This window comes from Streptomyces sp. YIM S03343 (assembly GCF_054729195.1).
The window spans coordinates 2838799-2862485 of sequence record NZ_JBPUKX010000001.1 but is presented as its reverse complement, the minus strand read 5'-3'; the positions used below and the strand labels follow the sequence as shown (position 1 = coordinate 2862485).

At 69.7% G+C, this 23687-nt stretch carries 21 protein-coding genes and 1 riboswitch; of the genes, 14 read left to right on the top strand and 7 right to left on the bottom strand.

Going from position 1 to position 23687, the window contains the following annotated elements; genetic code table 11:
* Positions 1–45 precede the first annotated feature (45 nt).
* From ACSYGN_RS12065 to gcvT, 4 genes are all read right to left on the bottom strand, one after another.
* Positions 46–1413: an L-serine ammonia-lyase gene (locus ACSYGN_RS12065; RefSeq protein WP_460394728.1), complete on the bottom strand. Its 1368-nt coding sequence runs from the start codon at positions 1411–1413 to the stop codon at positions 46–48.
* 197 nt (positions 1414–1610) lie between these two features.
* Positions 1611–2891: a serine hydroxymethyltransferase gene (locus ACSYGN_RS12060; protein WP_460394726.1), complete on the bottom strand. Its 1281-nt coding sequence runs from the start codon at positions 2889–2891 to the stop codon at positions 1611–1613.
* Between the two features lie 4 nt (positions 2892–2895).
* A complete protein-coding gene (gene gcvH, locus ACSYGN_RS12055) occupies positions 2896–3285 on the bottom strand; it encodes a glycine cleavage system protein GcvH (protein ID WP_460394724.1) in 390 nt (129 codons plus the stop codon).
* A 299-nt stretch (positions 3286–3584) separates the two neighbouring features.
* Complete coding sequence (gene gcvT, locus ACSYGN_RS12050; RefSeq protein WP_460394722.1) at positions 3585–4745, bottom strand: glycine cleavage system aminomethyltransferase GcvT; 1161 nt, start codon at positions 4743–4745, stop codon at positions 3585–3587.
* A 210-nt stretch (positions 4746–4955) separates the two neighbouring features.
* Positions 4956–5065: riboswitch (glycine riboswitch) on the bottom strand.
* Positions 5066–5589: 524 nt separating this feature from the next.
* Here gcvT and ACSYGN_RS12045 point away from each other — a divergent pair.
* The 9 genes from ACSYGN_RS12045 to ACSYGN_RS12005 all read left to right on the top strand — a co-directional run bounded on the left by ACSYGN_RS12045 (position 5590) and on the right by ACSYGN_RS12005 (position 16283).
* The gene (locus ACSYGN_RS12045; protein WP_460394720.1) at positions 5590–6273 is read left to right on the top strand and encodes an AAA family ATPase; all 684 of its coding nucleotides are present in this window, start codon (positions 5590–5592) and stop codon (positions 6271–6273) included.
* A 146-nt stretch (positions 6274–6419) separates the two neighbouring features.
* Positions 6420–7214 carry an enhanced serine sensitivity protein SseB gene (locus ACSYGN_RS12040; RefSeq protein WP_460394718.1) on the top strand — a complete coding sequence of 265 codons (795 nt, stop codon included), beginning with the start codon at positions 6420–6422 and terminating at the stop codon, positions 7212–7214.
* 270 nt (positions 7215–7484) lie between these two features.
* Positions 7485–8282 (top strand): enhanced serine sensitivity protein SseB C-terminal domain-containing protein, encoded by a 798-nt coding sequence (locus tag ACSYGN_RS12035; protein ID WP_460394716.1) that lies wholly within the window; start codon positions 7485–7487, stop codon positions 8280–8282.
* 905 nt (positions 8283–9187) lie between these two features.
* Positions 9188–10186 (top strand): ABC transporter permease, encoded by a 999-nt coding sequence (locus ACSYGN_RS12030; protein ID WP_460394714.1) that lies wholly within the window; start codon positions 9188–9190, stop codon positions 10184–10186.
* A gap of 56 nt (positions 10187–10242) precedes the next feature.
* Positions 10243–11991 carry an ABC transporter substrate-binding protein gene (locus tag ACSYGN_RS12025; protein WP_460394712.1) on the top strand — a complete coding sequence of 583 codons (1749 nt, stop codon included), beginning with the start codon at positions 10243–10245 and terminating at the stop codon, positions 11989–11991.
* 72 nt (positions 11992–12063) lie between these two features.
* A complete protein-coding gene (locus ACSYGN_RS12020; protein WP_460394710.1) occupies positions 12064–13071 on the top strand; it encodes an ABC transporter permease in 1008 nt (335 codons plus the stop codon).
* Complete coding sequence (locus tag ACSYGN_RS12015) at positions 13068–14165, top strand: ABC transporter ATP-binding protein (RefSeq protein WP_460394708.1); 1098 nt, start codon at positions 13068–13070, stop codon at positions 14163–14165. The genes ACSYGN_RS12020 and ACSYGN_RS12015 overlap by 4 nt, the downstream gene beginning before the upstream one ends.
* Positions 14162–15481 (top strand): ABC transporter ATP-binding protein, encoded by a 1320-nt coding sequence (locus ACSYGN_RS12010; RefSeq protein WP_460394706.1) that lies wholly within the window; start codon positions 14162–14164, stop codon positions 15479–15481. Before ACSYGN_RS12015 ends, ACSYGN_RS12010 begins: the two co-directional genes overlap by 4 nt.
* A gap of 133 nt (positions 15482–15614) precedes the next feature.
* On the top strand, positions 15615–16283 hold the full coding sequence (locus ACSYGN_RS12005; protein ID WP_460394704.1) for a trimeric intracellular cation channel family protein: 669 nt from the start codon (positions 15615–15617) through the stop codon (positions 16281–16283).
* On the opposite strand, the gene ACSYGN_RS12000 is transcribed toward ACSYGN_RS12005, so the two are convergent.
* Positions 16189–17460, bottom strand: a complete 1272-nt coding sequence (locus ACSYGN_RS12000) for an alpha/beta hydrolase (protein ID WP_460394702.1) — start codon at positions 17458–17460, stop codon at positions 16189–16191. The genes ACSYGN_RS12005 and ACSYGN_RS12000 overlap by 95 nt on opposite strands.
* Positions 17461–17668: 208 nt before the next feature.
* Here ACSYGN_RS12000 and ACSYGN_RS11995 point away from each other — a divergent pair, with 208 nt between their 5' ends.
* Together ACSYGN_RS11995 and ACSYGN_RS11990 are read left to right on the top strand one after the other, a co-directional pair.
* Positions 17669–18556 carry a thioesterase family protein gene (locus ACSYGN_RS11995; protein WP_460394700.1) on the top strand — a complete coding sequence of 296 codons (888 nt, stop codon included), beginning with the start codon at positions 17669–17671 and terminating at the stop codon, positions 18554–18556.
* A gap of 151 nt (positions 18557–18707) precedes the next feature.
* Positions 18708–19067: a hypothetical protein gene (locus tag ACSYGN_RS11990; RefSeq protein WP_460394698.1), complete on the top strand. Its 360-nt coding sequence runs from the start codon at positions 18708–18710 to the stop codon at positions 19065–19067.
* Between the two features lie 84 nt (positions 19068–19151).
* Here ACSYGN_RS11990 and ACSYGN_RS11985 read toward each other — a convergent pair whose 3' ends face one another.
* Complete coding sequence (locus ACSYGN_RS11985; protein ID WP_460394696.1) at positions 19152–19784, bottom strand: TetR family transcriptional regulator; 633 nt, start codon at positions 19782–19784, stop codon at positions 19152–19154.
* Between the two features lie 133 nt (positions 19785–19917).
* On the opposite strand from ACSYGN_RS11985, the gene ACSYGN_RS11980 reads away from it, so the two are divergent.
* From ACSYGN_RS11980 to ACSYGN_RS11970, 3 genes are all read left to right on the top strand, one after another.
* A complete protein-coding gene (locus ACSYGN_RS11980; RefSeq protein WP_460394694.1) occupies positions 19918–20085 on the top strand; it encodes a hypothetical protein in 168 nt (55 codons plus the stop codon).
* Positions 20086–20198: 113 nt separating this feature from the next.
* Complete coding sequence (locus ACSYGN_RS11975) at positions 20199–20477, top strand: DUF4190 domain-containing protein (RefSeq protein WP_460394692.1); 279 nt, start codon at positions 20199–20201, stop codon at positions 20475–20477.
* Between the two features lie 224 nt (positions 20478–20701).
* Positions 20702–21865, top strand: coding sequence for a cysteine desulfurase family protein (locus tag ACSYGN_RS11970; RefSeq protein WP_460394690.1), 1164 nt, complete (start codon positions 20702–20704; stop codon positions 21863–21865).
* Between the two features lie 183 nt (positions 21866–22048).
* Here the strand turns inward: ACSYGN_RS11970 and ACSYGN_RS11965 are convergent, their stop codons facing one another.
* The gene (locus ACSYGN_RS11965; RefSeq protein ID WP_460394688.1) at positions 22049–23602 is read right to left on the bottom strand and encodes a multicopper oxidase family protein; all 1554 of its coding nucleotides are present in this window, start codon (positions 23600–23602) and stop codon (positions 22049–22051) included.
* Positions 23603–23687: the final 85 nt, after the last annotated feature.

The following is a 23687-nucleotide window of genomic DNA, read 5'->3' as shown; positions in this document are numbered from 1 at the left end:
TTACTTTAACAAAAGACTTGTTATTCCGTGCGGCCGCCGGAGGTGTCAGCACTCGATGATGTTCACCGCCAGCCCGCCCCGGGCCGTCTCCTTGTACTTCACCGACATGTCCGCGCCGGTGTCCTTCATGGTCTTGATGACCTTGTCCAGGGACACCTTGTGTGAGCCGTCCCCGCGCATCGCCATGCGCGCCGCGGTGACCGCCTTCACCGCGGCCATGCCGTTGCGCTCGATGCAGGGGATCTGGACGAGCCCCCCGACCGGGTCGCAGGTGAGGCCGAGGTTGTGCTCCATGCCGATCTCCGCGGCGTTCTCGACCTGTTCCGGGGTGCCGCCCAGCACCTCGGCGAGGGCGCCGGCCGCCATGGAGCAGGCGGAGCCCACCTCGCCCTGGCAGCCCACCTCGGCGCCGGAGATGGACGCGTTCTCCTTGAACAGCATGCCGATCGCGCCCGCGGCGAGGAGGAAGCGGATCACGCCCTCCTCGTCGGCGCCGGGAACGAAGTTGATGTAGTAATGCAGCACCGCCGGGATGATCCCGGCCGCGCCGTTGGTGGGGGCGGTGACCACCCGGCCGCCCGCCGCGTTCTCCTCGTTCACCGCCATCGCGTACAGCGTGATCCACTCCATCGAGCGGGCCAGCGCGTCGCCCTCCGCGCGGAGTTGACGTGCCGTCATCGCCGCACGGCGGCGCACCTTCAGCCCGCCCGGCAGGATGCCCTCCCGGGACAGCCCGCGCGCCACGCACTCCCGCATCACCCGCCAGATCTCCAGCAGGCCCGCGCGGATCTCCTCCTCGGTGCGCCAGGCGCGCTCGTTCTCCAGCATCAGCGAGGAGATCGACAGACCGGTCTCCCAGGTGCGGCGCAGCAGTTCGTCACCGGTGCGGAAGGGGTACTTCAGGACCGCGTCGTCCAGCACGATGCGGTCGGCGCCCACCGCGTTCTCGTCCACCACGAAGCCGCCGCCCACCGAGTAGTACGTCTTCGCCAGCAGCTCCGCGCCCGAGGCGTCGTACGCCCGCAGGGACATGCCGTTCGCGTGGTAGGGGAGCGTCTTGCGGCGGTGCAGGACGAGGTCGTCGTCGCAGGAGAAGGCGATCTCGTGGTCGCCGAGGAGACGGATCCGGCCCGTCGACCGGATCGCCTCCACCCGGTCGTCGGCCGTGTCGACGTCGACCGTGCGCGGGGAGACGCCCTCCAGACCGAGCAGCACCGCCTTGGGCGTGCCGTGCCCGTGACCGGTCGCGCCCAGCGAGCCGTACAGCTCCGCGCGCAGCGAGGCCACCGGCTCCAGCAGCCCCTCGTTGCGCAGCCGGCGGGCGAACATGCGCGCCGCGCGCATCGGGCCCACCGTGTGGGAGCTGGACGGGCCGATACCGACCGAGAACAGGTCGAAGACCGAGATGGCCACGGGACTCCTCCGGGCGGGAAGGGGGGTGGTGATGCGGGTGAGGGTGCGCATACGGGTCAAGTGGATCAGGTACTCAGGTACTCAGGGGATCTGGACGTCGGGACATCGGGAAATCAAGGGAGCGGCACCGCGCTCACAGGAGGCTTGCTGTGTCCAGTGTGCGCGGTGCCGCTTGAAAGCGGTTGAACCGGGGGTGACTACTTGCCCAGCTCCGGGTACAGCGGGTGCTTCTCGGTCAGCGCCGTCACCCGGGCACGCAGGGCCGCCGCGTCGTCCGCCCCGAACGGGGACGGAGCCTTCAGCGCCTCGGCGATCACGTCCGCGACCTCGGCGAAGTCCTCCGCCGTGAAGCCGCGGGTGGCCAGTGCCGGGGTGCCGATGCGCAGGCCCGACGTGACCATCGGCGGGCGCGGGTCGTCCGGCACCGCGTTGCGGTTGACGGTGATGCCGACCTCGTGGAGCCGGTCCTCGGCCTGCTGCCCGTCCAGCTCGGACTCACGCAGGTCGACCAGGATCAGATGGACGTCGGTGCCACCGGACAGCACGTTCACCCCGGCCGCCCGGGCGTCCGGCGCGGTGAGCCGTTCGGCGAGGATCCGCGCGCCCTCCAGCGTGCGGTGCTGGCGCTCCTTGAACTCCTGAGAGGCGGCGACCTTGAAGGACACCGCCTTGGCCGCGATCACATGCTCCAGCGGGCCGCCCTGGAAGCCCGGGAACACGGACGAGTTCAGCTTCTTCGCGAAATCCTTCTTCGCGAGGATGATGCCGCCGCGCGGGCCGCCCAGCGTCTTGTGCGTGGTGGAGGTGACGACATCGGCGTACTCGACCGGGTTCGGGTGCAGGCCCGCCGCGACCAGACCGGCGAAGTGCGCCATGTCCACCCACAGATACGCCCCGGCCTCGTCGGCTATCCGGCGGAACTCCGCGAAGTCGAGCTGCCGCGGGTACGCCGACCAGCCCGCGATGATCACCTTCGGCCGGTGCTCCTTGGCGAGCTGCTCGACCTCCGCCATGTTGACCAGACCGGTGCCGGGATCGACGTGGTAGGCGACGACGTCGAACTGCTTGCCGGAGAAGTTCAGCCGCATCCCGTGGGTGAGGTGGCCGCCGTGCGCCAGGTCCAGGCCCAGGATCGTGTCGCCGGGCTGGGCCAGCGCGAACAGGGCCGCCTGGTTGGCGGAGGCGCCCGAGTGCGGCTGGACGTTGGCGTACTCGGCGCCGAACAGCTCCTTCAGCCGGTCGATGGCGATCTGCTCGGCGACGTCGACGTGCTCGCAGCCGCCGTAGTAGCGGCGTCCGGGGTAGCCCTCGGCGTACTTGTTGGTGAGGACCGAGCCCTGCGCCTCCATCACCGCGAGCGGGGCGAAGTTCTCGGAGGCGATCATCTCCAGGGTGGACTGCTGGCGCTCCAGCTCGGCGTCGACCGCGGCGGCGACCTCCGGGTCGAGCTCGTGCAGCGGCGTGTTCAGGACGGACATGCGGCTACGACTCCTCGCCGGCGGTGTAGGCGGTGTACTCGTCGGCGGAGAACAGGTCCTCCGGCGCCGACGCGGCACGCACCCTGAACAGCCAGCCGCCCTCGAAGGGTTCGGAGTTCACCAGCGAGGGGTCGTCCACCACGTCCTCGTTGACCGCGGTGATCTCACCGGTGACCGGGGCGTACAGCTCGGACACCGACTTCGTCGACTCCAGCTCGCCGCAGGGCTCGCCCGCGGTCACCGTGTCGCCGACCGCCGGGAGCTGGACGTACACCACGTCACCGAGGGCGTTGGCCGCGTGCTCGGTGATGCCGACCGTCGACACGCCGTCCTGGGCGGCCGACAGCCACTCGTGTTCCTTGCTGTAGCGGAACTGCTGGGGGTTGTTGCTCATGACGTGAATTCTCCTGTACGCGAAGGACTGCGGTGACCGTGGTGACGGCAGAGACGATGATGGGCATAACTGCGACCATCCTGACCATCCTGACCACCCTGACCACCCTGACCACCCTGACCACTGTGACCGGTGGTGACCCTGCTGTGACCGCTGTGCCTGCGGCGGCAGAGGTGACTGTGGTGGCAGCAGTGATCGAGGCGACCGTGCGGGCTGTGCCCGGGCCGCCGGGGCGCGGTGGGCGCGCCCCGGGGAGACGGCTCGCGGAGAAGGCTCGTGGAGACGGCTCAGGCCGATCGCTACTTCTGGCGCCGGTAGAACGGCAGCGCCACGACCTCGTACGGCTCATGGCTGCCGCGGATGTCCACCCCGACCCCCGCCGTGCCCGGCGCCGAGTGCGCGGCGTCGACGTAGGCCATCGCGATCGGCCTGCCCAGCGTCGGGGACGGCGCCCCGGAGGTGACCTCGCCGATCACCTCGCCCCCGGCGACCACCGGGTACCCGGCGCGCGGCACCCGGCGGCCCTCGGCGACCAGGCCGACCAGGACGCGCGGCGGGCTCGCGGTGGCGCGCTCGGCGGCGGCCAGCAGCGCCTCGCGCCCCACGAAAGCGCCCTCCTTGCCGAACTTCACCACCCGGCCGAGCCCGGCGTCGAACGGCGTGAGCGCGGTGGACAGCTCGTGCCCGTACAGCGGCATGCCCGCCTCCAGGCGCAGCGTGTCACGGCAGGAGAGACCGCACGGGACCAGACCGGCCGACGCGCCCGCCTCGGTCAGCGCCTTCCACAACTTCACGGCGTCGGCCGGGGCGACGAACAGTTCGAAGCCGTCCTCGCCGGTGTACCCGGTGCGCGCGATCAGTGCCGGGACACCGGCGACGGTGCCGGGGAGTCCGGCGTAGTACTTCAGCCCGTCGAGGTCGGCGTCGGTCAGGGACTTCATGATGCCGGGGGACTCGGGGCCCTGGACGGCGAGGAGGGCGTAGTTGTCGCGGTCGTCGCGCACCTCGGCGTCGAAGCCCGTGGAGCGCTCGGTCAGCGCGTCCAGCACCACCTGGGCGTTGGACGCGTTGGCGACCACCATGTACTCGGTCTCGGCGAGCCGGTAGACGATCAGGTCGTCGAGGATGCCGCCGTCGGCCCGGCAGATCATCGTGTAGCGGGCCCGGCCCACGGCCAGCGCGGCGAGGTCGCCGACCAGCGCGTGGTTCAGCAGGGCGCCGGCCTGCGTGCCGGTCACCGTGATCTCACCCATGTGGGAGAGGTCGAACAGTCCGGCCCGGGTGCGTACGGCGTTGTGCTCGTCGCGCTCGGAGCCGTAGCGCAGCGGCATGTCCCAGCCGGCGAAGTCGGTCATCGTCGCGCCGAGCGAGCGGTGCAGGGCGTCCAGCGCGGTACGGCGCGGAGCCGCGGGGGCGGCGGGAAAGGCGGCAGGGGACAGGGCAGGGTCGGTGCTGCTCATCGGTCGTCTCCAAAGGCAAGGCGAAGCAAGACATGACAAGGGCGGGGGTCGGTCCTCGTCCTCCCCATCTGTCATCGGAACCTGAGAGGTTCGCCGTGACTCGTGGGCGCTCCCCACGGGGGTCGCCCATGCCACGGTTTGCACCTTGGGTGGGGCCGCCGGAGCCGGAGTACCGGAGTACCGCGGCGGCGGCCCGCTTTTCAGATGTGCCTCGCCCGCGCGGTATCGGGGCCTGAGAGATTCAAGGGAGGGACTTGCTCCTTCGGCGTCCCCGGAGCGCTCTGTCCGAGCGCCGCAGGGAACTCTCCCGCGCGGATTCAAGCGGCCGGTATGCAGTTGGCGCGGACATCATCGCACGCGTCCCGGGGGGACGGCAGGGCGGGCGCGGGAGCGGAATCGGCTCCGGCGGCGGCCGGAAAACGGCGCCCCGCGATGGCCGGATAAGAGTGGGCCGAGAGGGGGCCGTCATTTGCGAACCGGATTGACGCTACTGACGTCGCAATGCAAGGCAATCGGCGGCGGCGGGCATTGAATGCCGGGGTGATGGTGGGGGTGACACCTGTAAAGCGCCGTGTTGCTGCTGACGCCGGAATGCGCGGCGAGGGTGTGTCGACATCTGTGACCCGTCTGTTGCTCCTTACGGACCGGCCGCGGAACTCTGTGGATTACCTTCTCTTTACAGTCGAGGGGCACAACGCCGTCGGGACCCAAGGGGAACCCAAGGAACAACCAGGGGGGAACCAGGGAACGCTCAAGGGAGTACGCGAAGGCCCGAGGAAGGCCCGAGGGACATCCGAGGGAAGCCCGGGAGAGGCCCGAGGGAAGTCCAGGGGAGGACGAGTAAGTGAAGACCACAGTGAAAAGGACGACGACCGCATACGCCACGACCACGGGGGTCGCCCTGTCGGGACAGCCCACCGCCCCCGCCCGCGAGCGCCGCGCCGAGCGCCCCGAGCCGGTCGTCCGCGACCTGCGCGAACGCGCCGGACACAGCCCGCACGGCCTGGTCTTCGGCCCCCGTGACCTCGTCGTCGTCACCGGCCTGCCCGGCAGCGGCAAGTCCACCCTCATGCACCGCGCGGTCCGCGGCACACGCGTCGACTCCCAGGACACCCGCGACCGCTGGGCGGACCGCCTGCCCCGCTGCCTCCCGTACGCCCTCTACCGCCCTGTGGTCCGTCTCGCCCACTACGCCGGACTGCGCAGCGCCCTGCGCACCGGCCGAGGTGTCGTGGTGCACGACTGCGGCAGCCAGGCCTGGGTCCGCGGCTGGCTGGCCCGCGAGGCCCGGCGCCGGGGCGGCACCCTGCATCTGCTGCTCCTCGACGTCACCCCGGACACCGCCCTCCAGGGCCAGCTCGACCGCGGCCGGGGCGTCTCGCGCTACGCCTTCCTGCGCCACCGGCGCGCCACCGCCCGGCTGCTGCACGCCGTGGAACGCGGTGACCTGCCCGAGGGCTGCGGCGCGGCGGTGCTCCTCGACCGGGACGCGGTGGACGCGCTGCGACGGGTGACCTTCGCGGGATGAGGCGGGTGACCTTCGCGGGATGAGGCGGGTGACCGTCGCGGGATGAATGGGGTGAGTGGGGTGAACGGACCGACCCGGCCGGACCCGGGCCCGGCACCCGCTAGCCTTTCAGCCACAGCAGTGGACCCCAGCAGGCGGTAGAACAGATGGACTTCCCGGCGGCGGACTTTCCCGCGGACTACCCGGCGCAGACACACCCCCATCCGCACGGCGGTTGGCCCGGCAACGAACTGGAGGAGGTGCTCTCCGCCTCCCTCGGCGTACCCTCGGCCGCCGGCCGTGTCGTCGAGGTCCTCGGCCGCAGCTTCCTCTGGGTGCCCCTGCCCAACGGCGGCGGCCCGCAGAGCGGCCCCCTCGACCTGCCCACCATGGAGATCGCCGGCCAGGCGTACGTCCCGGTGTTCAGCTCGGAGGAGCAGTTCCGCCAGGTCGTCGGCTCCCATATGTCGTTCACCGTCGCGCCCGCCACCGAGTTCGCCCGCGGGCTGCCCGCCCAGATCGGCCTCGCCCTCAACCCGGACGGCGTCGTCGGTGTGCCCCTGCCCCCGGCCGCCGTCGCCGAGGTCGCCCGCAGCGGCCGTACCGAACTCGACGGACCGACCGGCGGCGGCCGTGTCCGTCTCTTCGAACCCGACTGGCAGGACGACCCGGTCGAGTTCCTCGCCGCCGCATCCGCCGAGTTCGGCGCCACGGGCGTCGTCCTCAGCGCCCGGCGCTGCCTCGCCGTCATCGAGACCGCCGACCCCGTCATGTTCATCGGCGTCGAACTCACCCAGTGGGAGGGCGAACTGCGGGAACTCCCGCTCGACGCCCTCGGCCGCGCCCTCGGCCGCGTCGCCGTCCCCTGGCCGGTCAACCTCGTCCTCCTCGACGTGGCCCAGGACCCCGTCGGCGACTGGCTGAAGCAACACGTACGCCCCTTCTACCAGTACGGCCAGTAGCGCGGGGGCCGTCGCCCGGCCCGACAACTGTGCAGTTCCGGGGACTGAAGTGCCCTGAAGGGGCGCGGGGCTGTACCGACATGCGGCTCCGCCGCGACGGGGGTACCTCCCTACTCGAACGAAGTTGAGAGCTCGGGGGAACGACCAGCCACGACGGCGCCGCAGACGACGAACGACAGACGACAACGCCACATCACGGCACTCTCAGCGGAGCGCCCGGCCCTTAAGCTGGTTTCATATCCGGGGCAACTTAGTGGAGGGGCGGTACAGGTGAGCGCGAGCGGCACCGCGACCGGACAGGTCGAGCACATGGTGCGCCAGGTGACGCCCGGGCGCTACGACGCCTACGAGGCCCTCCTGCGCGCCCTCGCCAGCCCCTCCTCCGGCCAGGTCTGGATGCTCCTGTGGCACGGTCAGGCCGGCTCCCCGGACGCCCAGTACGGCACCATGGAGGTCGGCGGCTACGGCTACGCGCCCTGCGTCACCTCCGCCCAGGAACTGTCGGCCAGCGGCTGGAGCCGGTCGTACGAGGTCGTCGACGGACTCGACGTCGCCCGCACCCTCTACCCCGACCACTACGGCCTCTGGCTCAACCCGCACGCCCCCGGGGGCGGTGTCGGCGTCCCGTGGCCCGACCTCCGCCGTATCGCCACCGGCCTCGACCGCCAGCCCGCCGGACCCCTGCGGCTGTCGGAACCCGGCATCGCCATCCCTCAGTTCTACGCCCTCCTCACCCAGAACGCCCACCGCACCCCGGCCCTCCGCTCCCTGCGCCGCGCCTGGGTACAGCCCGCCCTCGGCGCGCCCTACCTGGCCATCGGCCTCGACGTCTACGACACCTCGCCGCCCTCGGTCGACTCCGTGCGGGCGATGATGCAGCAGTCCATCGGCGCCGTGCCCGACGGGCTGCCGGTGTCCACGGTGGCCATGTCGGACGACTTCGACCCGGTGGTGATGTGGCTGCGCGCCAATGCCCGGCCGTTCTATGACCGTGAGGCCCATGGCGGGGCGGGCGCGGGGGCCGCCGCGGGGACGGGGTACGGGTTCCCGCCGGCTGGCGGTTACTGACCCCTCCTGTTCTGTTTGCTCGGTCGCCTCCGGGGCGCTTTGTGCCGCCCCTACGGCTCCCTCGCGGCCGACGCGTAGGCACAGCTCACGGGGGTGGGCCCTTGCCCTCGGGACACGTGACGCCGTCGGGATGTGTGGCGGGACGCCGTAGGGACACAGGACGCCGCCGCCACCCGTCAAGCCCGCCCGAAGCGGCGCAACGTGGAGATGCGTCACGCCGTAGAAAGGTTCCGGGGTTGGGCCGGGCCCCCTCCGCACCTGTTGACGCAGCTCGCCCCCCACCGCGCCCTCACGTGGCCCCCAACCCCCACCTCACCTGGCAGAATCCCCATCTGAGTCCTATTGACGCGCCTTCTTCGATAAGGCCATTGCCCGCAATGTGAGACGGGTATTGACGGGACTTCTGCATTCCGATAATCGCGCACGCGTATCCGCCGGATTTCATGCCACTGCCCTCCCTCGGACCGCGCCCGTGACCGAGCCTGCGGGCTGCCGCTATACGATCTGGTCAGTCCCGGTGCAACCCCTTTTCGCGCCGTCCGGCCGTCGGTGGGAGCCCTGGGGTGGTCAATACCTTTTCGAATCGGCCGTAAGATTCACTCAGCAAACACTTTCTCTACGCACGTAGACACAGTGACGTGTCCGAAGCGTGCCGAATTGCCGTTGAGTCGCCAACTGCTCCACATCCGGTACGCGCTACCCAGCGTTCGGATAACGGAATCCCCAGCAGTGCATCACGGTTGCGCATACATTCTCCGTCAGATCTGGCGGGTGATCGCAACCACGCTGAAGACTCCCGGTTCAAGCACATAGGGTCCTCTGACCCCGTGGACTAAGTAAGACGACAAACCCGCACAGAGCGGCAGGCGCAGCCGGTCACCACCGGCGAGAGGGGTCTGGTCACAGTGACCGCACCGATCGAGACCACCGGGGCGGCAGCCGAGGCACAGCCAGAAGCTGTCCTCGAGGGTGCCGGTAAGGGGCAGATCGAGGGCCGTTCCCTTGGACAGATCGCCTGGACTCGGTTCAAAAAGGACAGAGTTGCCGTCGTTGGCGGCGTCATCGTCATCCTGCTGATCCTGCTCGCGGTCCTGTCCCGCCCGATCCAGTCCATGTTCGGCCTGGACCCGAACGCCTTCCACCAGGACCTGATCAGCCCCGACACCTCGCTGCCCAAGAGCGGCTGGGGCGGTATGAGCCTGGAGCACCCGCTGGGCGTCGACCCGAAGTTCGGCCGCGACATCGCCACCCGCATCCTGGAGGGCTCCTGGGTGTCACTGGTGGTCGCCTTCGGCGCCACGGTGCTGTCCAACGTGATCGGCGCCATCCTCGGTGTCGTCGCCGGCTACTACGGCGGGCGCACCGACACGTTCATCAGCCGTCTGATGGACATCTTCCTGGCCTTCCCGCTGCTGCTCTTCGCGATCGCCATCTCCGCGACCCTGCAGGGCGGTGCGTTCGGCCTCAACGGGCTGCCGCTGCACCTCAGCGTGCTGATCTTCGTCATCGGCTTCTTCAACTGGCCCTACCTGGGCCGTATCGTGCGCGGCCAGACCCTGGCCCTGCGCGAGCGTGAGTTCATCGACGCATCCCGGGGCATGGGCGCCAAGGGCCCGTACATCGTGTTCCGGGAGCTGATGCCCAACCTGGTCGGTCCGATCATCGTCTACTCGACGCTGCTGATCCCGACCAACATCCTCTTCGAGGCTTCCCTGAGCTTCCTCGGCGTCGGCATCCAGCCGCCCCAGGCGTCCTGGGGCGGCATGCTCCGGGACGCGGTCACGTACTACCAGGTCGACCCCCAGTACATGATCGTGCCCGGCCTCGCCATTTTTGTGACCGTCCTGGCGTTCAACCTGCTGGGCGACGGTCTCCGTGATGCTCTCGACCCGCGCAGCCGCTGACGCCTGCCGCAGAGAGCCTGACAAAGTTTCCGACAATGAAGGGGAACCAGCCCATCATGCGAAGGTCAGCGCTGGCCGCCATTGCGGCCATCGGAAGTGCGAGTCTGCTGGTCGCAGGCTGCAGCAAGGCCGATGACAACTCTAACGACAACGGCTCCGGCTCCGCCGCTGCCAACGCCGCTACCAAGGACGTGGTCAACGCCTCCTCGAAGAAGGGCGGGACGCTCACCTACGAGCTGTCCGACGTTCCGGACTCCTTCGACCCCGGCAACACGTACTACGCGTACATGTACAACCTCAGCCGGCTCTACGCCCGCCCGCTGATGACCTTCCAGCCCGGTGCCGGTTCCAAGGGCAACACCCTGGTCCCCGACCTCGCGGCCAGCAAGGGTGTGCCGAGCGACGGCGGCAAGACCTGGACGTACAAGCTGCGCAGCGGCCTGAAGTACCAGGACGGCACGGCGATCACCTCGAAGGACGTCAAGTACGCCGTCGAGCGCTCCAACTTCGCGCGTGACGTGCTCTCCCTCGGCCCGAACTACTTCCAGGTGTTCATGGCCGACAGCGCCAAGTACAAGGGCCCCTACAAGGACAAGAGCGCCAAGGGCCTGTCCTCCATCGAGACCCCGGACGACACGACGGTCGTCTTCCACCTGAAGCAGGCCTTCCAGGAGTTCGACTACCTGGTCGCCGCCCCGCAGACGGCCCCGGTCCCGCAGTCCAAGGACAACGGCGTCGACTACGTCAAGAACATCGTGTCCTCGGGCTCGTACAAGTTCCAGAGCTACTCCGAGGGCAAGAGCGCCGTCCTCGTGCGCAACGAGAACTGGGACCCGAAGACCGACCCGCTGCGCAAGCAGCTGCCGGACAAGATCGTCGTCAACCTGAAGGTCAACGCCGAGACGATCGACAAGGACGTCCTCGCCGGCGACGCGATAGACCTCGGTGGCACCGGCGTCCAGGCCGCGACCCAGGCGCAGATCCTCACGGACTCCGCCAAGAAGGCGAACTCCGACAACACCTACGGTGGCCGCCTGGTCTACATGGCGATCAACACCAAGGTGAAGCCGTTCGACAACGTCGCCTGCCGCAAGGCCGTGCAGTACGCGATCGACAAGGTCTCCGTCCAGACCGCCGAGGGCGGTCCGGTCCGCGGTGACGTCGCCACCACCGTCCTCCCGCCGGACATCCCCGGCTACTCGAAGTCGGACGTCTACGCCTCCACCGGCAGCAAGGGCGACACCGCCAAGGCCAAGGAGCAGCTGAAGGCCTGCGGCAAGACGGCCATCAGCACCAACATCTCGGCCCGTTCCGACCGTCCGCAGGAGGTCGACGCCGCCACGGCGATCATCAACTCCCTGAAGAAGGTCGGCATCAACGCCACCCTCAAGCAGTACCCGTCGGGCAAGTACTTCACCGACTACGCGGGTGTCCCGAAGTTCACCGAGAAGCAGAACATCGGCCTGATCATGATGCAGTGGGGCGCCGACTGGCCGTCCGGCTACGGCTTCCTGCAGCAGATCCTGAACGGCAGCGCCATCGGTGCCTCCGGTAACACCAACCTGTCGCAGTACGACAACAAGGACGTCAACAACCTCCTGTCGAAGGCGATCGCGACGCAGGACACCACCGCGCGCAACGCCCTGTACACGGAGATCGACAAGAAGACGATGGACGACGCCGTCCTCGTGCCGCTGACCTACTTCAAGGTCCTGCTGGCCCGCCCGAAGGCCACCAACCTGGTGTCCACGGCGGCCTTCAGCGGCCAGTACGACTACCTCAACATCGGCGTCGAGTCGAAGTAGCAGCCCCGGAAGGCAGGTGAAGGCATTGGTGCCCGCGGGCCGCGAGGCCCGCGGGCACCAGCGCCGATCCCCGTGATCTCGTACATCCTCCGCCGGACGTTCGCGGCAGTGATCCTGCTGCTGATCGTCTCAGCGGTCACTTTTGCCATCTTCTTCCTCCTGCCGCGACTCGCCGGCCAGACAGCGGACCAGCTGGCGCAGCAGTACATCGGCAAGAGCCCGTCGAAGGCGGACGTCGTAGCGGTCAAGCACAACCTCGGTCTGGACCAGCCCGTCTATGTCCAGTACTGGCACTTCATCAAGGGGATCGTCTCCGGCGCCACCTACGACCTCGGCCCCACCACCGCGCACTGCGACGCGCCGTGCTTCGGCTACTCCTTCAAGACCCACCAGGCGGTCTGGCCCGACCTCACCTCCCGCATCCCCGTCACCGCCTCGCTGGCGGCGGGCGCGGCCGTGATGTGGCTGGTCTCCGGTGTGACCATCGGTGTCATCTCCGCGCTGAAGCCGCGCTCGTTCTTCGACCGCACCTTCATGGGTGTCGCGCTCGCCGGTGTCTCGCTGCCCATGTTCTTCACGGGCAACCTGGCACTGCTGCTCTTCACCTATCAGTGGCCGATCTTCGGCCGCACCTACGTCCCGTTCACCGAGAACCCCGCCCAGTGGGCCAACACCCTCTTCCCCGCGTGGTGCTCGCTCGCCCTCCTGTACTCCGCCATCTACGCGCGGCTCACCCGCTCGGGCATGCTGGAGACGATGAACGAGGACTTCATCCGCACGGCCCGCGCCAAGGGCCTGCGGGAGCGCACCGTGGTGACCCGGCACGGACTACGGGCCGCTCTCACCCCGATCATCACCGTCTTCGGCATGGACCTCGGTCTGCTGCTCGGCGGTGCCGTGATCACCGAAACCGTGTTCTCGTTGCACGGCGTCGGCCAGTACGCGGTACAGGGCATCACCGACAACGACCTGCCCAAGATCCTCGGCGTGACCCTGCTCGCAGCCGCCTTCGTCGTCATCGCAAACCTCCTGGTGGACGTGCTCTACGCCGCCGCCGACCCGAGGGTGAGGCTCTCGTGACCGAACTCTCCAAGACCGGCGCCGCTGTCGGCGAGCCCACCGGCTCGCCCTCCAAGGCCCCGAGCGCCTTCCTCGAAGTCCGTGACCTCAAGGTGCACTTCCCGACTGACGACGGCCTCGTCAAGTCCGTCGACGGGCTCAGCTTCCAGCTGGAGAAGGGCAAGACCCTCAGCATCGTCGGCGAGTCCGGCTCCGGGAAGTCCGTCAGCTCGCTCGCCATCATGGGCCTGCACCGGCTCGGCGCCCGCGGCAAGAACGTCCAGATGTCCGGCGAGATCTGGCTGGACGGCAATGAGCTCGTGGGCGCCTCCCCGGGCGAGGTCCGCAGGCTGCGCGGTCGCGAGATGGCGATGATCTTCCAGGACCCGCTGTCCGCGATGCACCCGTACTACAAGGTCGGCGACCAGATCGTCGAGGCCTACCGGGTCCACCACGACGTCAGCAAGAAGGTCGCCCGCAAGCGCGCCATCGAGATGCTCGACCGCGTCGGCATCCCCGAGCCCGCCAAGCGGGTCGACGGCTACCCGCACGAGTTCTCCGGCGGTATGCGCCAGCGCGCCATGATCGCCATGGCCCTGGTAAACAACCCCGAGCTGCTCATCGCGGACGAGCCGACCACCGCCCTCGACGTGACCGTCCAGGCGCAGATCCTCGACCTGATCCGCGACCTCCAGAAGGAGTTCGGCTCCGCGGTCATCCTCATCACGCACGACCTCGGCGTGGTCGCCGAGATCGCCGACGACGTCCTTGTGATGTACGGCGGCCGGTGCGTGGAACGCGGCCCGGTCGGCGACATCTTCGAGCAGCCGCAGCACCCGTACACCTGGGGCCTGCTCGGCTCGATGCCCCGCATCGACCGCGAGACCTCCGACCGGCTCACCCCGGTCAAGGGCCAGCCGCCGAGCCTCATCAACGTCCCGTCCGGTTGCGCCTTCCACCCGCGCTGCCCCTACGCGGACATCCCCAAGGGGAACGTCACCCGCACGGTGCGCCCCGAGTTGCAGCAGGTGAGCACCGGCCACTGGTCCGCCTGCCACCTCTCGGCGGAGGACCGCACGCGGATCTGGACCGAAGAGATTGCGCCGAAGCTGTGAGTGAGACCAAGAAGACGGAAGGCGCCGGTGAGGCCGTGATCCCGCAGCAGTCACCGGCCGCCGAGGGACGCAAGGGTCCCAAGGACGCCGAGGTGCTGCTCAAGGTCGAGGGCCTGAAGAAGCACTTCCCCATCAAGAAGGGGATCCTCCAGCGCCAGGTCGGCGCCGTGAAGGCCGTCGACGGCATCGACTTCGAGGTCCGCAAGGGCGAGACCCTCGGCGTCGTCGGCGAGTCCGGCTGCGGCAAGTCGACCATGGGCCGGGTCATCACCCGCCTCCAGGACCCGACGGGCGGCACGATCCACTTCGAGGGCCGGGACATCACGCACCTGAGCACCGGGAAGATGCGCCCGCTGCGCCGCGACATCCAGATGATCTTCCAGGACCCGTACGGCTCCCTGAACCCGCGTCACACCATCGGCTCGATCGTCTCGGCGCCCTTCCGGCTCCAGGGCGTGGAGCCCGAGGGCGGCATCAAGAAGGAGGTCCAGCGCCTCCTGGAGCTGGTGGGCCTCAGCCCCGAGCACTACAACCGCTACCCGCACGAGTTCTCCGGCGGCCAGCGCCAGCGCATCGGCATCGCCCGCGCCCTGGCCCTCAAGCCGAAGCTGGTCGTGGCCGACGAGCCGGTCTCCGCGCTCGACGTGTCCATCCAGGCGCAGGTGGTCAACCTCATGGACGACCTCCAGCAGGAGCTCGGCCTGACGTACGTGATCATCGCGCACGACCTCTCCGTGGTCCGGCACGTCTCGGACCGTATCGCGGTGATGTACCTCGGCAAGATCGTCGAACTGGCCGACCGCACCTCGCTGTACGAGGCGCCGATGCACCCGTACACCAAGGCCCTGATGTCGGCCGTGCCGGTGCCGGACCCGAAGCGCCAGGGCGGCAAGAGCGAGCGCATCCTGCTGCGCGGCGACGTGCCCTCGCCGATCGCCCCGCCGAGCGGCTGCCGGTTCCACACCCGGTGCTGGAAGGCCACGGAGATCTGCCGGACGACCGAGCCGCAGCTCATCGAGCTGAAGCCCGGTCAGCGGGTCGCCTGCCACCACCCCGAGAACTTCGAGGACCTGGCGCCGCGGGACACCGTCCTGCTGACGGAGGCCAAGGAGGCGGCGGAGTTGGTGCATGAGGCGGACACGGCGGTGGCTGCGGAGGCCGATGTCGCTGCTGAAGCCGAGGCCGAGGCCGCTGCTGAGGCTCAGGCCGAGCCGGAGGCCGGGGCTGCAGAGGCCGAGCCCGAGGCCGCCGAGCCTGCCGAGAAGCGCACCGCGCAGGAGGAGTCGGCCGAGTCGGCCGAGCCGACCGACAAGTAGGTCACGGAACTCCTGACCGGCACAGGGCCGCCGCACACCCGCGGCGGCCCTGTGCTGTGTTCGGGAGCGCTGTGTACGGGTGTGCCGTGTACGGGTGAAAATCCCTGTGCTGCATATGGGTGAAAATATCCCTGTGCTACAGCAACAAGAACAGCTCTTCAGCCCCGACGTCCAGCACACCATCGATGTGATCGGCATCTTCGTGTTCGCCATCTCCGGGGCGCTGCTGGCCGTCCGCAAGAACTTCGACGTCTTCGGCATCGCCGTGCTCGCCGAGGTCACCGCGCTGGGCGGCGGGCTGTTCCGTGACGTGATGATCGGGGCGGTGCCCCCGGCGGCCTTCACGGACCTGGGGTACTTCATCACACCGCTGTTCGCGGCGCTGCTGGTGTTCTTCCTCCACCCCCAGGTGGAGCGCATCCAGGTCGGAGTCAACGTCTTCGACGCGGCCGGCCTCGGCCTCTTCTGCGTCGCCGGGACGACCAAGGCGTACGACTACGGGCTCAACCTCACCTCCTCGGCGGCCCTGGGCCTGGCCACCGCCGTCGGCGGCGGTGTGCTGCGGGACATACTCGCCAACGAGGTGCCGTCGCTGCTGCGCTGGGACCGCGATCTGTACGCGGTCCCAGCGATCGTCGGCGCCACCATGGTGGTGCTGTGCATCCACTACGGGCTGCTGAGCCCGGTCACCATCGGGCTCGCGGCGGTCACCGCTTTTGTGCTGCGCCTGCTTGCGATGCGGTACCACTGGCGAGCGCCGCGTGCGTGGCACCGCCGGTCGACCGTGACCGAGGAGCAGTAGCCCCGTTCGCCCCGTCGTTCGGCACCCCGTTCCCGGCCCCGTCGCCCGTCGCGCGGGACAGCCCCAGCTGCTGGGTCAGCCAGCTGAACGACGGCACCACCTGGGGCCGCCACAGCGCCATGGTGTGCCCGCCCGCGCTCGACGGGACGAAGACGACATGCACCGTCGTCGGCGCCTTCGCGCTCTGCTCCAGTGCCATGCCCGCCTCGTAGCCGTCGCGCGGCTGACCGGAGATGTACAGCGCGATCCGGGGCGGGGTGTGCGCCTTGCGCAGCAGCAGATAGGGGTTGTTGGCGGCGCGCAGGGCGGGCGTCTGGGCGGCGAGGGAGTTCCGCTCACCGATCGGGTCGTTGTAGCCGGACATGCCGATCGCGGCCCGGTAGCGGTCCGGGTGCGCGACGGCGAGTTTCACCGCGCAGTGCGCGCCCGCCGAGTAGCCGGCCGTCGCCCAGCCGTTCGGGGCGCGCATCGCGCGGAAGTTGTCCGTCACCATCCGGGGCACGTCGATGCTGAGCCAGCTGTCCGCGTTCACGGTGCCGGGCACATTGGCGCAGCCGGTGTCCACTCCGGCGAGCAGATTGGTGCGCGGCGCCACCAGGATGAACGGCGCGACCTGCCCGCTGCGCATCAGCGGCAGCAGCTGCTCATGGGCCTTCAGCGCGCCGAACCACGCCTTCGCCGAGCCGGGGTAGCCCGACAGCAGCTCCACCACCGGGAATCTGTGATTCCGGTAGGCCGGCCGGTTGTACTGCGGCGGCAGCCAGACGTAGACCTCCGCGTTGACGCCCGACACCCGGCCCTTGAGCTGGGTGACCCGTACGCCGCCCGCCGAGTGCATGCCGGGTCCGTCGGCCGGTGTGAACGTCTGGTGCACCCGGGGCAGCTTCTTCAGCGCTATCCCGCCGGTGCCGTCCGCGCCGAGGTTGGCGGCCTGCTGGACATGGTTGCCGGTGCCGAGCAGGTCGGCCCAGTTGTCGTACAGGTTGTTCTGGTTGTTGACCAGCACGAAGACGAGGGCGACTGCGGTGCTCTGGGCGAACAGCAGCATCAGGATCCGTGCCGCCCCGCGCACCGCCCGGGGGCCCCGCAGCCGTGACCACAGGACGAGCGGCAGCACGACGGCGACCACGGACAGCGCGATCAGCGTATAGAGGAACGGCGTACCGGTGAGGCTCATGTCCTCATAGAGGGGTCCAAGGGGGCACTGGTTACGGACAGGTCCGGACACTTACCGAGAAATTGCCGGAACCTCACCCGGTAGGGCGATCGCCTTGTCATATTCATACGCGATCATGTGCCCGGTGGGTGTCGGTGCAGGTAAGGCGTCATCTGCGCTTCGCGCAACAAAGCTACCGCTCAGTAATTTCCTGTTGTACGGTTCATCCATGCCAGAAGCAGCTTCCGCCCCGGTCGCCCGGACCGCCCCGGCCGTCCCGGTTGCCCGGGTCGCCATAGGCGACAGCGAGTTCGACCGCGACACGGCGCTCACCCGGCGCGAGCCCGGTGTCTACGACATCGACCTCTCCGCCGGCTGGACGATCATCAACGCCGTCAACGGCGGCTATCTCCTGGCCGTGCTGGGCCGGGCCCTCGCCGACACCCTGCCGCACGCCGACCCCTTCACCGTCTCCGCGCACTACCTCACCGCCTCCCAGCCGGGCCCGGCGGTGGTGCGCACCCAGACCGTGCGCACCGGCCGCACCCTCTCCACCGGCCAGGCCTCGCTCCTTCAGTACGACGAGCGGGGCGAGGAGGTCGAACGCATCCGGGTCCTCGCCTCCTACGGCGACCTCGGCGCCCTCCCCAACGACGTCCGTACGACCGCCCGGCCGCCGCGGATCCCGCCGCCGGAGCAGTGCTTCGGCCCCGCGGACGGTCCCGCTCCGGTCCCGGGAAGCTCGGCCATCACCGACCGTCTGATGCTCAAGCTGGACCCCGCCACCCTCGGCTGGGCGCTCGGCGCACCGTCCGGCAAGGGCGAGATGCGCTCCTGGTTCGGCCTCGCCGACGGCCGTGACCACGACCCCCTGTCCCTGCTGCTGGCCGTGGACGCCCTGCCGCCCACCGCGTTCGAGCTCGGCCTGACCGGCTGGGTGCCGACGGTCGAGCTGACCGTGCACATCCGCTGCCGCCCGGCCCCCGGCCCGCTGCGCGTCGCCATCACCACCCGCAATCTCGCGGGCGGCTTCCTGGAGGAGGACGCCGAGGTCTGGGACGGCGCCGACCGGCTGGTCGCCCAGTCCCGGCAACTGGCGCGGGTACGGCTGGACTGAACTGGCCATCGGGGCCCCGGGAGCTGCTGTCTTGGGACGCGCTTTGCCCGACTCACAGGCTGGGGACAGAGGAGGCCCAAGCGCGGCCAATGCGCCGCTGGTTGAGTGTGGCCGCCTCAGGACTCTTTCATCTGCCTTGGAGTTGTTCCTCATGAAGCGTGCGCGTCTCGTTCCCGCCGTGGCTCTGCTGGCCCTGTCGCCGCTGCTGCTCACGGCCTGCGGTTCGAGCGACTCGACAACGTCCTCCGACAGCGGCAGCTCCGCTCAGCAGTCGTGCCGGCCGCCGTCGGGGATGCCGACCGGCAATGCCTCCGGCCGGCCCAGCGGCGCGCCGTCCGGGCTCCCCTCCGGCGCTCCGTCGGGCAAGGCCTCCGGGAAGCCGTCCGGCAACCCGTCGGGTATGCCGAGCGGCGGGCCCGGCGGCGGTCAGGGCGGCCCCGGCGGCAACAACTGCGGCGACCAGGCGCCGGCCGGCGCGACGGCTGGGGGTGGTCAGGCGCAGCAGGGCTGAAGTCCGGTTGCGGGGAGGGGCGGTGGGGCGCACAGGTCACCCCACCGCCCCTCCCCTTTCTCCGGTCCCCGCATCCCCGTCCCCTCAGTCGAGCCAGTGCTCCCGGCCGATGGTGATCAGCCGCAGCTGACGGGTCGCGACCCGTACGACCCGTGCGCGCTCCTCGGCCGTGGCGTTGGACTCCAGGGCCTCCAGGAAGAGGGAGGCCGTGGCCAGCATCTGGTCCACATAGAGCTGGGCCAGCATCAGCAGGTCGTCGTCGCTCCAGCCCGCCGCCTCGGGGTCCTTGGCCAGTTCGTCCCTCACCTCGGCGGCGAACCGCTCCAGTTGTTCCTGGATGGCCTCCCGCACGGGGCGTACGCCGCCGTGCCGTTCACGGGCGATGAAACGGACGTGCGCGGGATAGGTGTCGACGTGACGGGCGATCAACTCGATGGCCCGTGCAGCGCGTTCGTCGTTGCCGTCCGCCGAGGACACCGCCGTGCGCACCATCGGGTGCAGGCTGCTGAGCGCCTCGTCGACCAGGGCGACTCCGAGATCCTCCGTCGAGCGGAAGTGCCGGTAGAAGGCGGTCGGGGCGACTCCGACCGCTCGGGTGACCTCCCGCAGCCCCAGGCTGCTCAGGCTCTGCCCCTCCAGTAGACCGAGCGCCGCGTCGAGCAGCGCCTGCCGGGTCTTCTGCTTCTGGGCCTGCCGGATGCCGAGGGTGTGACTCATGTCATCCAGTTAACAACTGTTCTCCCGAATTGAAAAGCCGGATGCGCGCGCTAGACTCTGTAGTCAGTGAACAAGTGTTGCTACAACCGTTCACCGGAACGTCGGGACTTCACGGAAGGGGGAGACGAATCCCATGCTGTTCCTCGTCGCCGCACTCATGCTGCTCGGTATCGTCCTGGGCGCCGTGGCACATATGCCGTTGACCGTGAGCGCGGCCGGTGCCGTCGTGATCGCCGCCTGGCTCGGCATCTTCGCGCTCCGCGAGCGCCACGCCCGCCGTCGCCGTACGCCGGCCCACTGACGGCTCCCGCCGCCGAGACAACCGTCCCCACCGGCCAAGGCAACCATCCGCACCATCCGCACCATCCGCATTGTTCGTCCGTCCGTCCGCACCGATCTCGGGAGCTGATCTCGATGCAACTGACCGCACCCGTCGCGGGCCGCACTGACACCCTTACGGGTCCCCGTGACGCCGACGGGATGGCCGTCGCGTCCTTCGTCCTCGGCCTGATCGGCCTCCTCGTCCTGAACCTCTTCCTCGGCCCGATCGCCATCGCCCTGGCGGCCGTCGCCCTGTGGCGCGGCACGGCACGCCGCGGCCGGGCCTTCCTGGGCCTCGGCCTGGGCGTGGCCGACCTGGCGGTCCTGCTGCTCCTGGTGCAGATGACCGGCACAGTGTCGTGGAGCATGTGACGCGCGAGCACGTGAGACCGCGAGCACGTGAGACCGCGAGCATGTGAGACCGCGAGCATGTGAGACCGCGAGCATGTGAGACCGCGAGCGTGTGAGACCGCCCCGGACGTCACGACGGCCGGGCCTTCCCTCGGCGCGAGGACGACGGGGCGCGGACCCGCGCGCACTTCGGCCGGGCCCGGTCTGCGGACCGGCGACCCTGCCGCCGTAGAATCGGGCCCACCATGGCTTACCTCGACCACGCCGCGACCACGCCGATGCTCCCGGAGGCGGCAGAGGCCCTGACCGCCGCGCTGAGCTCCACCGGCAATGCCTCCTCCCTCCACGCGTCCGGCCGCCGGGCCCGCCGCATGGTCGAGGAGTCCCGCGAGACGCTAGCCGAAGCGCTCGGCGCCCGCCCCAGCGAAGTCGTCTACACCTCCGGCGGCACCGAGTCCGACAACCTCGCCGTCAAAGGTCTGTACTGGTCACGCAGAGACGCCGACCCGCGCCGCACCCGGGTGCTGTCCAGCCCCGTGGAGCATCACGCCGTGCTGGACGCCGTCCACTGGCTCGGTGAGCACGAGGGCGCCACCGTCGAGTACCTGCCGGTCGACCGCTACGGGCGGGTCGCCCCGGAGGCGCTGCGCGAGGCGATCGCCCGCGACCCCGGGGATGTGGCCCTGGTGACAGTCATGTGGGCCAACAACGAGATCGGCACGGTTCTGCCGGTGCGTGAACTGGCCGAGGTGGCGGGCGAGTTCGAGATCCCGATGCATGCCGACGCGGTGCAGGCGGTCGGTCAGGTGCCGGTGGCCTTCGGTGAGTCGGGGCTGGCCGCGATGACCGTGTCCGGCCACAAGATCGGGGGGCCGTACGGCATCGGCGCGCTGCTGCTCGGGCGGGCGTACACCCCGGTGCCGGTGCTGCACGGGGGCGGGCAGGAACGGCATGTGCGCTCCGGCACGCTGGACGTCCCGGCCGTAGCGTCCTTCGCGGTGGCGGCGCGGCACGCGGCCGAGCATCAGGCGTGGTTCGCCCGTGAGATCGGCGCCCTGCGCGACGACCTGATCGAGGCCGTCCGATCGGCGGTGCCGGACGCGATCCTCGGCGGTGACCCGGCGGACCGCCTCCCGGCGAACGCGCACTTCAGCTTCCCGGGCTGCGAGGGCGACTCCCTGCTGCTCCTGCTGGACGCGGCCGGCATCGAATGCTCCACCGGCTCCGCCTGCACCGCGGGCGTGGCCCAGCCCAGCCATGTCGTCCTGGCCACCGGCAGTTCCGTGGCCCTGGCCCGCGGCACCCTCCGCTTCTCCCTCGGCCATACCTCCACGGCGGCGGACGTGGAGGCGGTGGCGAAGGCGATCGGCCCGGCGGTGGAACGGGCGAGGGCGGCGGGCCTGTCGTAGCGGCTGCTGCCCGCCCGGCTGCCCCGGGCCAGGCGGCCATGGCGAAGTCGACTACGGTTCGGTTCGGCAGCGCCCTGAAGGGGCGCGGGGCTGTACCGATCTGCGGCTCCGCCGCGTGGGCGCGACCAGCAACGACGGTGCCGCAGACGACACACGACACATCGCGGCCGCCCAGCGGAGCGCTTAGCTTTCGGTGACCATGAGGGAGGCCATCATGCCCTCGTCCTCGTGCTGGAGCAGATGGCAGTGGAGCATGTACATGTACGTGTCGTCGGCGAAGTCGGTGAACTCCATCGCGATCTCGATGGAGCCGCCGCCAACCACCTCGTAGGTGTCGTACCAGCCGAGGTCGGTGCCGCTCGGGTCCTCGCCGTTGATCGAGATGAGCTGGAACGGCACATCGTGCAGATGGAAGGAATGCTCCAGCTGCGTGTTGTTCTTGACCGTCCAGATCTCCTTGGAGCCCAGGGTCGTGCTGATCATGGCCATGGAGGACATGCTGGTCCCCGCCGAGCCGTTGATCAGCATGGTCGCACCGCTCTGGCCGAGCGTGATGGTACGGGCGGTGAAGTCGGAGGTGTCGTACCGGTCGATGGTCTGCAGGGTGCTGGGAAGGTCGTCGGGGGTGTCCGTGCCGCTCGCGGTGACGGTCAGGAAGTCGTAGGTGCCGCTGCCGCCGCGGACCCAGCCGGTGGTGATGACGGCCTGGAGGGTGACGTCGTCGGAGAGGTCCATGACGACCTCAGCGCGGGCGCCCGCCACCAGCCGTACGGAGGTCACCTTGGCGGGCTCGGCGAGATAGCCCTGGTCGGTGGCGATCTGGGTCATGCTGCCGCCGTCGCTGCGCTGGACGGTGATGATGTCGGAGGGGGAAGCGTTCAGGAGCCGGAAGCGGGTGCGGGTCTTGGTGGCCTCGAAGGTGAGGGTGGTGTCGTCGACGTTCGTGCCGTTGCACAGCACCGGGAAGCTGAGACCGCTGCTGAGATAGCCGGTGAGGTTGTACTTGATCTCGCCGGAGCTGTCGGCGGCCAGGCACTGGAGGATGATCGGGATGTCGTCGACGCCGTAGTCGCTGGGGAGCGCGGCGGAGGTGTCGGTGGAGTCCTCGACGATGATCATTCCGGCGAGGCCCTTGGTCGCCTGTTCGGCGGTGGTGCCGAGGGCGTGCGGGTGGTACCAGAGCGTCTTGGCCTCGTCCTTCACCTCGAAGGTGGGGGACCAGGTCTTGCCGTCGGCGAAGGCGAGCTGGGGGCCGCCGTCCATCTTGGCGGGGACATGGGCGCCGTGGAAGTGGACGGTGGTGTCCTCGCCGAGGCTGTTGGTGATGTTCAGCAGGACGGTGTCGCCCTTGGTCCACTTCAGGGTGGGGCCGAGGAACGCCTGGTTGTACCCGGCGGTGGTGCTGGTGACACCGCTGAGCACTTCGGCGGTGCCGGTCTGGGCCTCCAGCGTGAAGGTGGTGGTGCCGTCGGACGTGGTGCCTTCGAGGAGGTCGGGCACGGTGAGGGTGTTGGTCGCCGCGGAGGCCTTGCGCCCGCTGTCGGTGAGCAGCGCGAACGCCCCTCCGGCGGCCCCGACGGCCGCCAGCCCGACACCGGCCATCCCGCCGAGGAACTTCCGCCGGTGAAGCCCCTTGCTCCCCTTGCCGCCCTTGGAGTGCCCCGCCTTCTTCTGTCCTGCCGCCGCCGAGCCGGAAATCGCGTGCGCGCCCTTGCCGGGCTCTGTGGTGTGAGTCATGGCCGGGATGCTCGACGTAAGGACTGTGTGAGCACTGGGCCGAACCTGGCAGTCGGCCGGACGGCCTGTGCGCGCGCCGTGAGCG

Coding starts and splice junctions, on each gene's coding strand:
- ACSYGN_RS12060 (WP_460394726.1), bottom strand. CDS start 2,891: ATGTCCGTCCTGAACACGCCGCTGCACGAGCTCGACCCGGAGGTCGCC.
- gcvH (WP_460394724.1), bottom strand. CDS start 3,285: ATGAGCAACAACCCCCAGCAGTTCCGCTACAGCAAGGAACACGAGTGG.
- gcvT (WP_460394722.1), bottom strand. CDS start 4,745: ATGAGCAGCACCGACCCTGCCCTGTCCCCTGCCGCCTTTCCCGCCGCC.
- ACSYGN_RS12040 (WP_460394718.1), top strand. CDS start 6,420: ATGGACTTCCCGGCGGCGGACTTTCCCGCGGACTACCCGGCGCAGACA.
- ACSYGN_RS12025 (WP_460394712.1), top strand. CDS start 10,243: ATGCGAAGGTCAGCGCTGGCCGCCATTGCGGCCATCGGAAGTGCGAGT.
- ACSYGN_RS12000 (WP_460394702.1), bottom strand. CDS start 17,460: ATGAGCCTCACCGGTACGCCGTTCCTCTATACGCTGATCGCGCTGTCC.
- ACSYGN_RS11995 (WP_460394700.1), top strand. CDS start 17,669: ATGCCAGAAGCAGCTTCCGCCCCGGTCGCCCGGACCGCCCCGGCCGTC.
- ACSYGN_RS11990 (WP_460394698.1), top strand. CDS start 18,708: ATGAAGCGTGCGCGTCTCGTTCCCGCCGTGGCTCTGCTGGCCCTGTCG.
- ACSYGN_RS11985 (WP_460394696.1), bottom strand. CDS start 19,784: ATGAGTCACACCCTCGGCATCCGGCAGGCCCAGAAGCAGAAGACCCGG.
- ACSYGN_RS11980 (WP_460394694.1), top strand. CDS start 19,918: ATGCTGTTCCTCGTCGCCGCACTCATGCTGCTCGGTATCGTCCTGGGC.
- ACSYGN_RS11975 (WP_460394692.1), top strand. CDS start 20,199: ATGCAACTGACCGCACCCGTCGCGGGCCGCACTGACACCCTTACGGGT.
- ACSYGN_RS11970 (WP_460394690.1), top strand. CDS start 20,702: ATGGCTTACCTCGACCACGCCGCGACCACGCCGATGCTCCCGGAGGCG.
- ACSYGN_RS11965 (WP_460394688.1), bottom strand. CDS start 23,602: ATGACTCACACCACAGAGCCCGGCAAGGGCGCGCACGCGATTTCCGGC.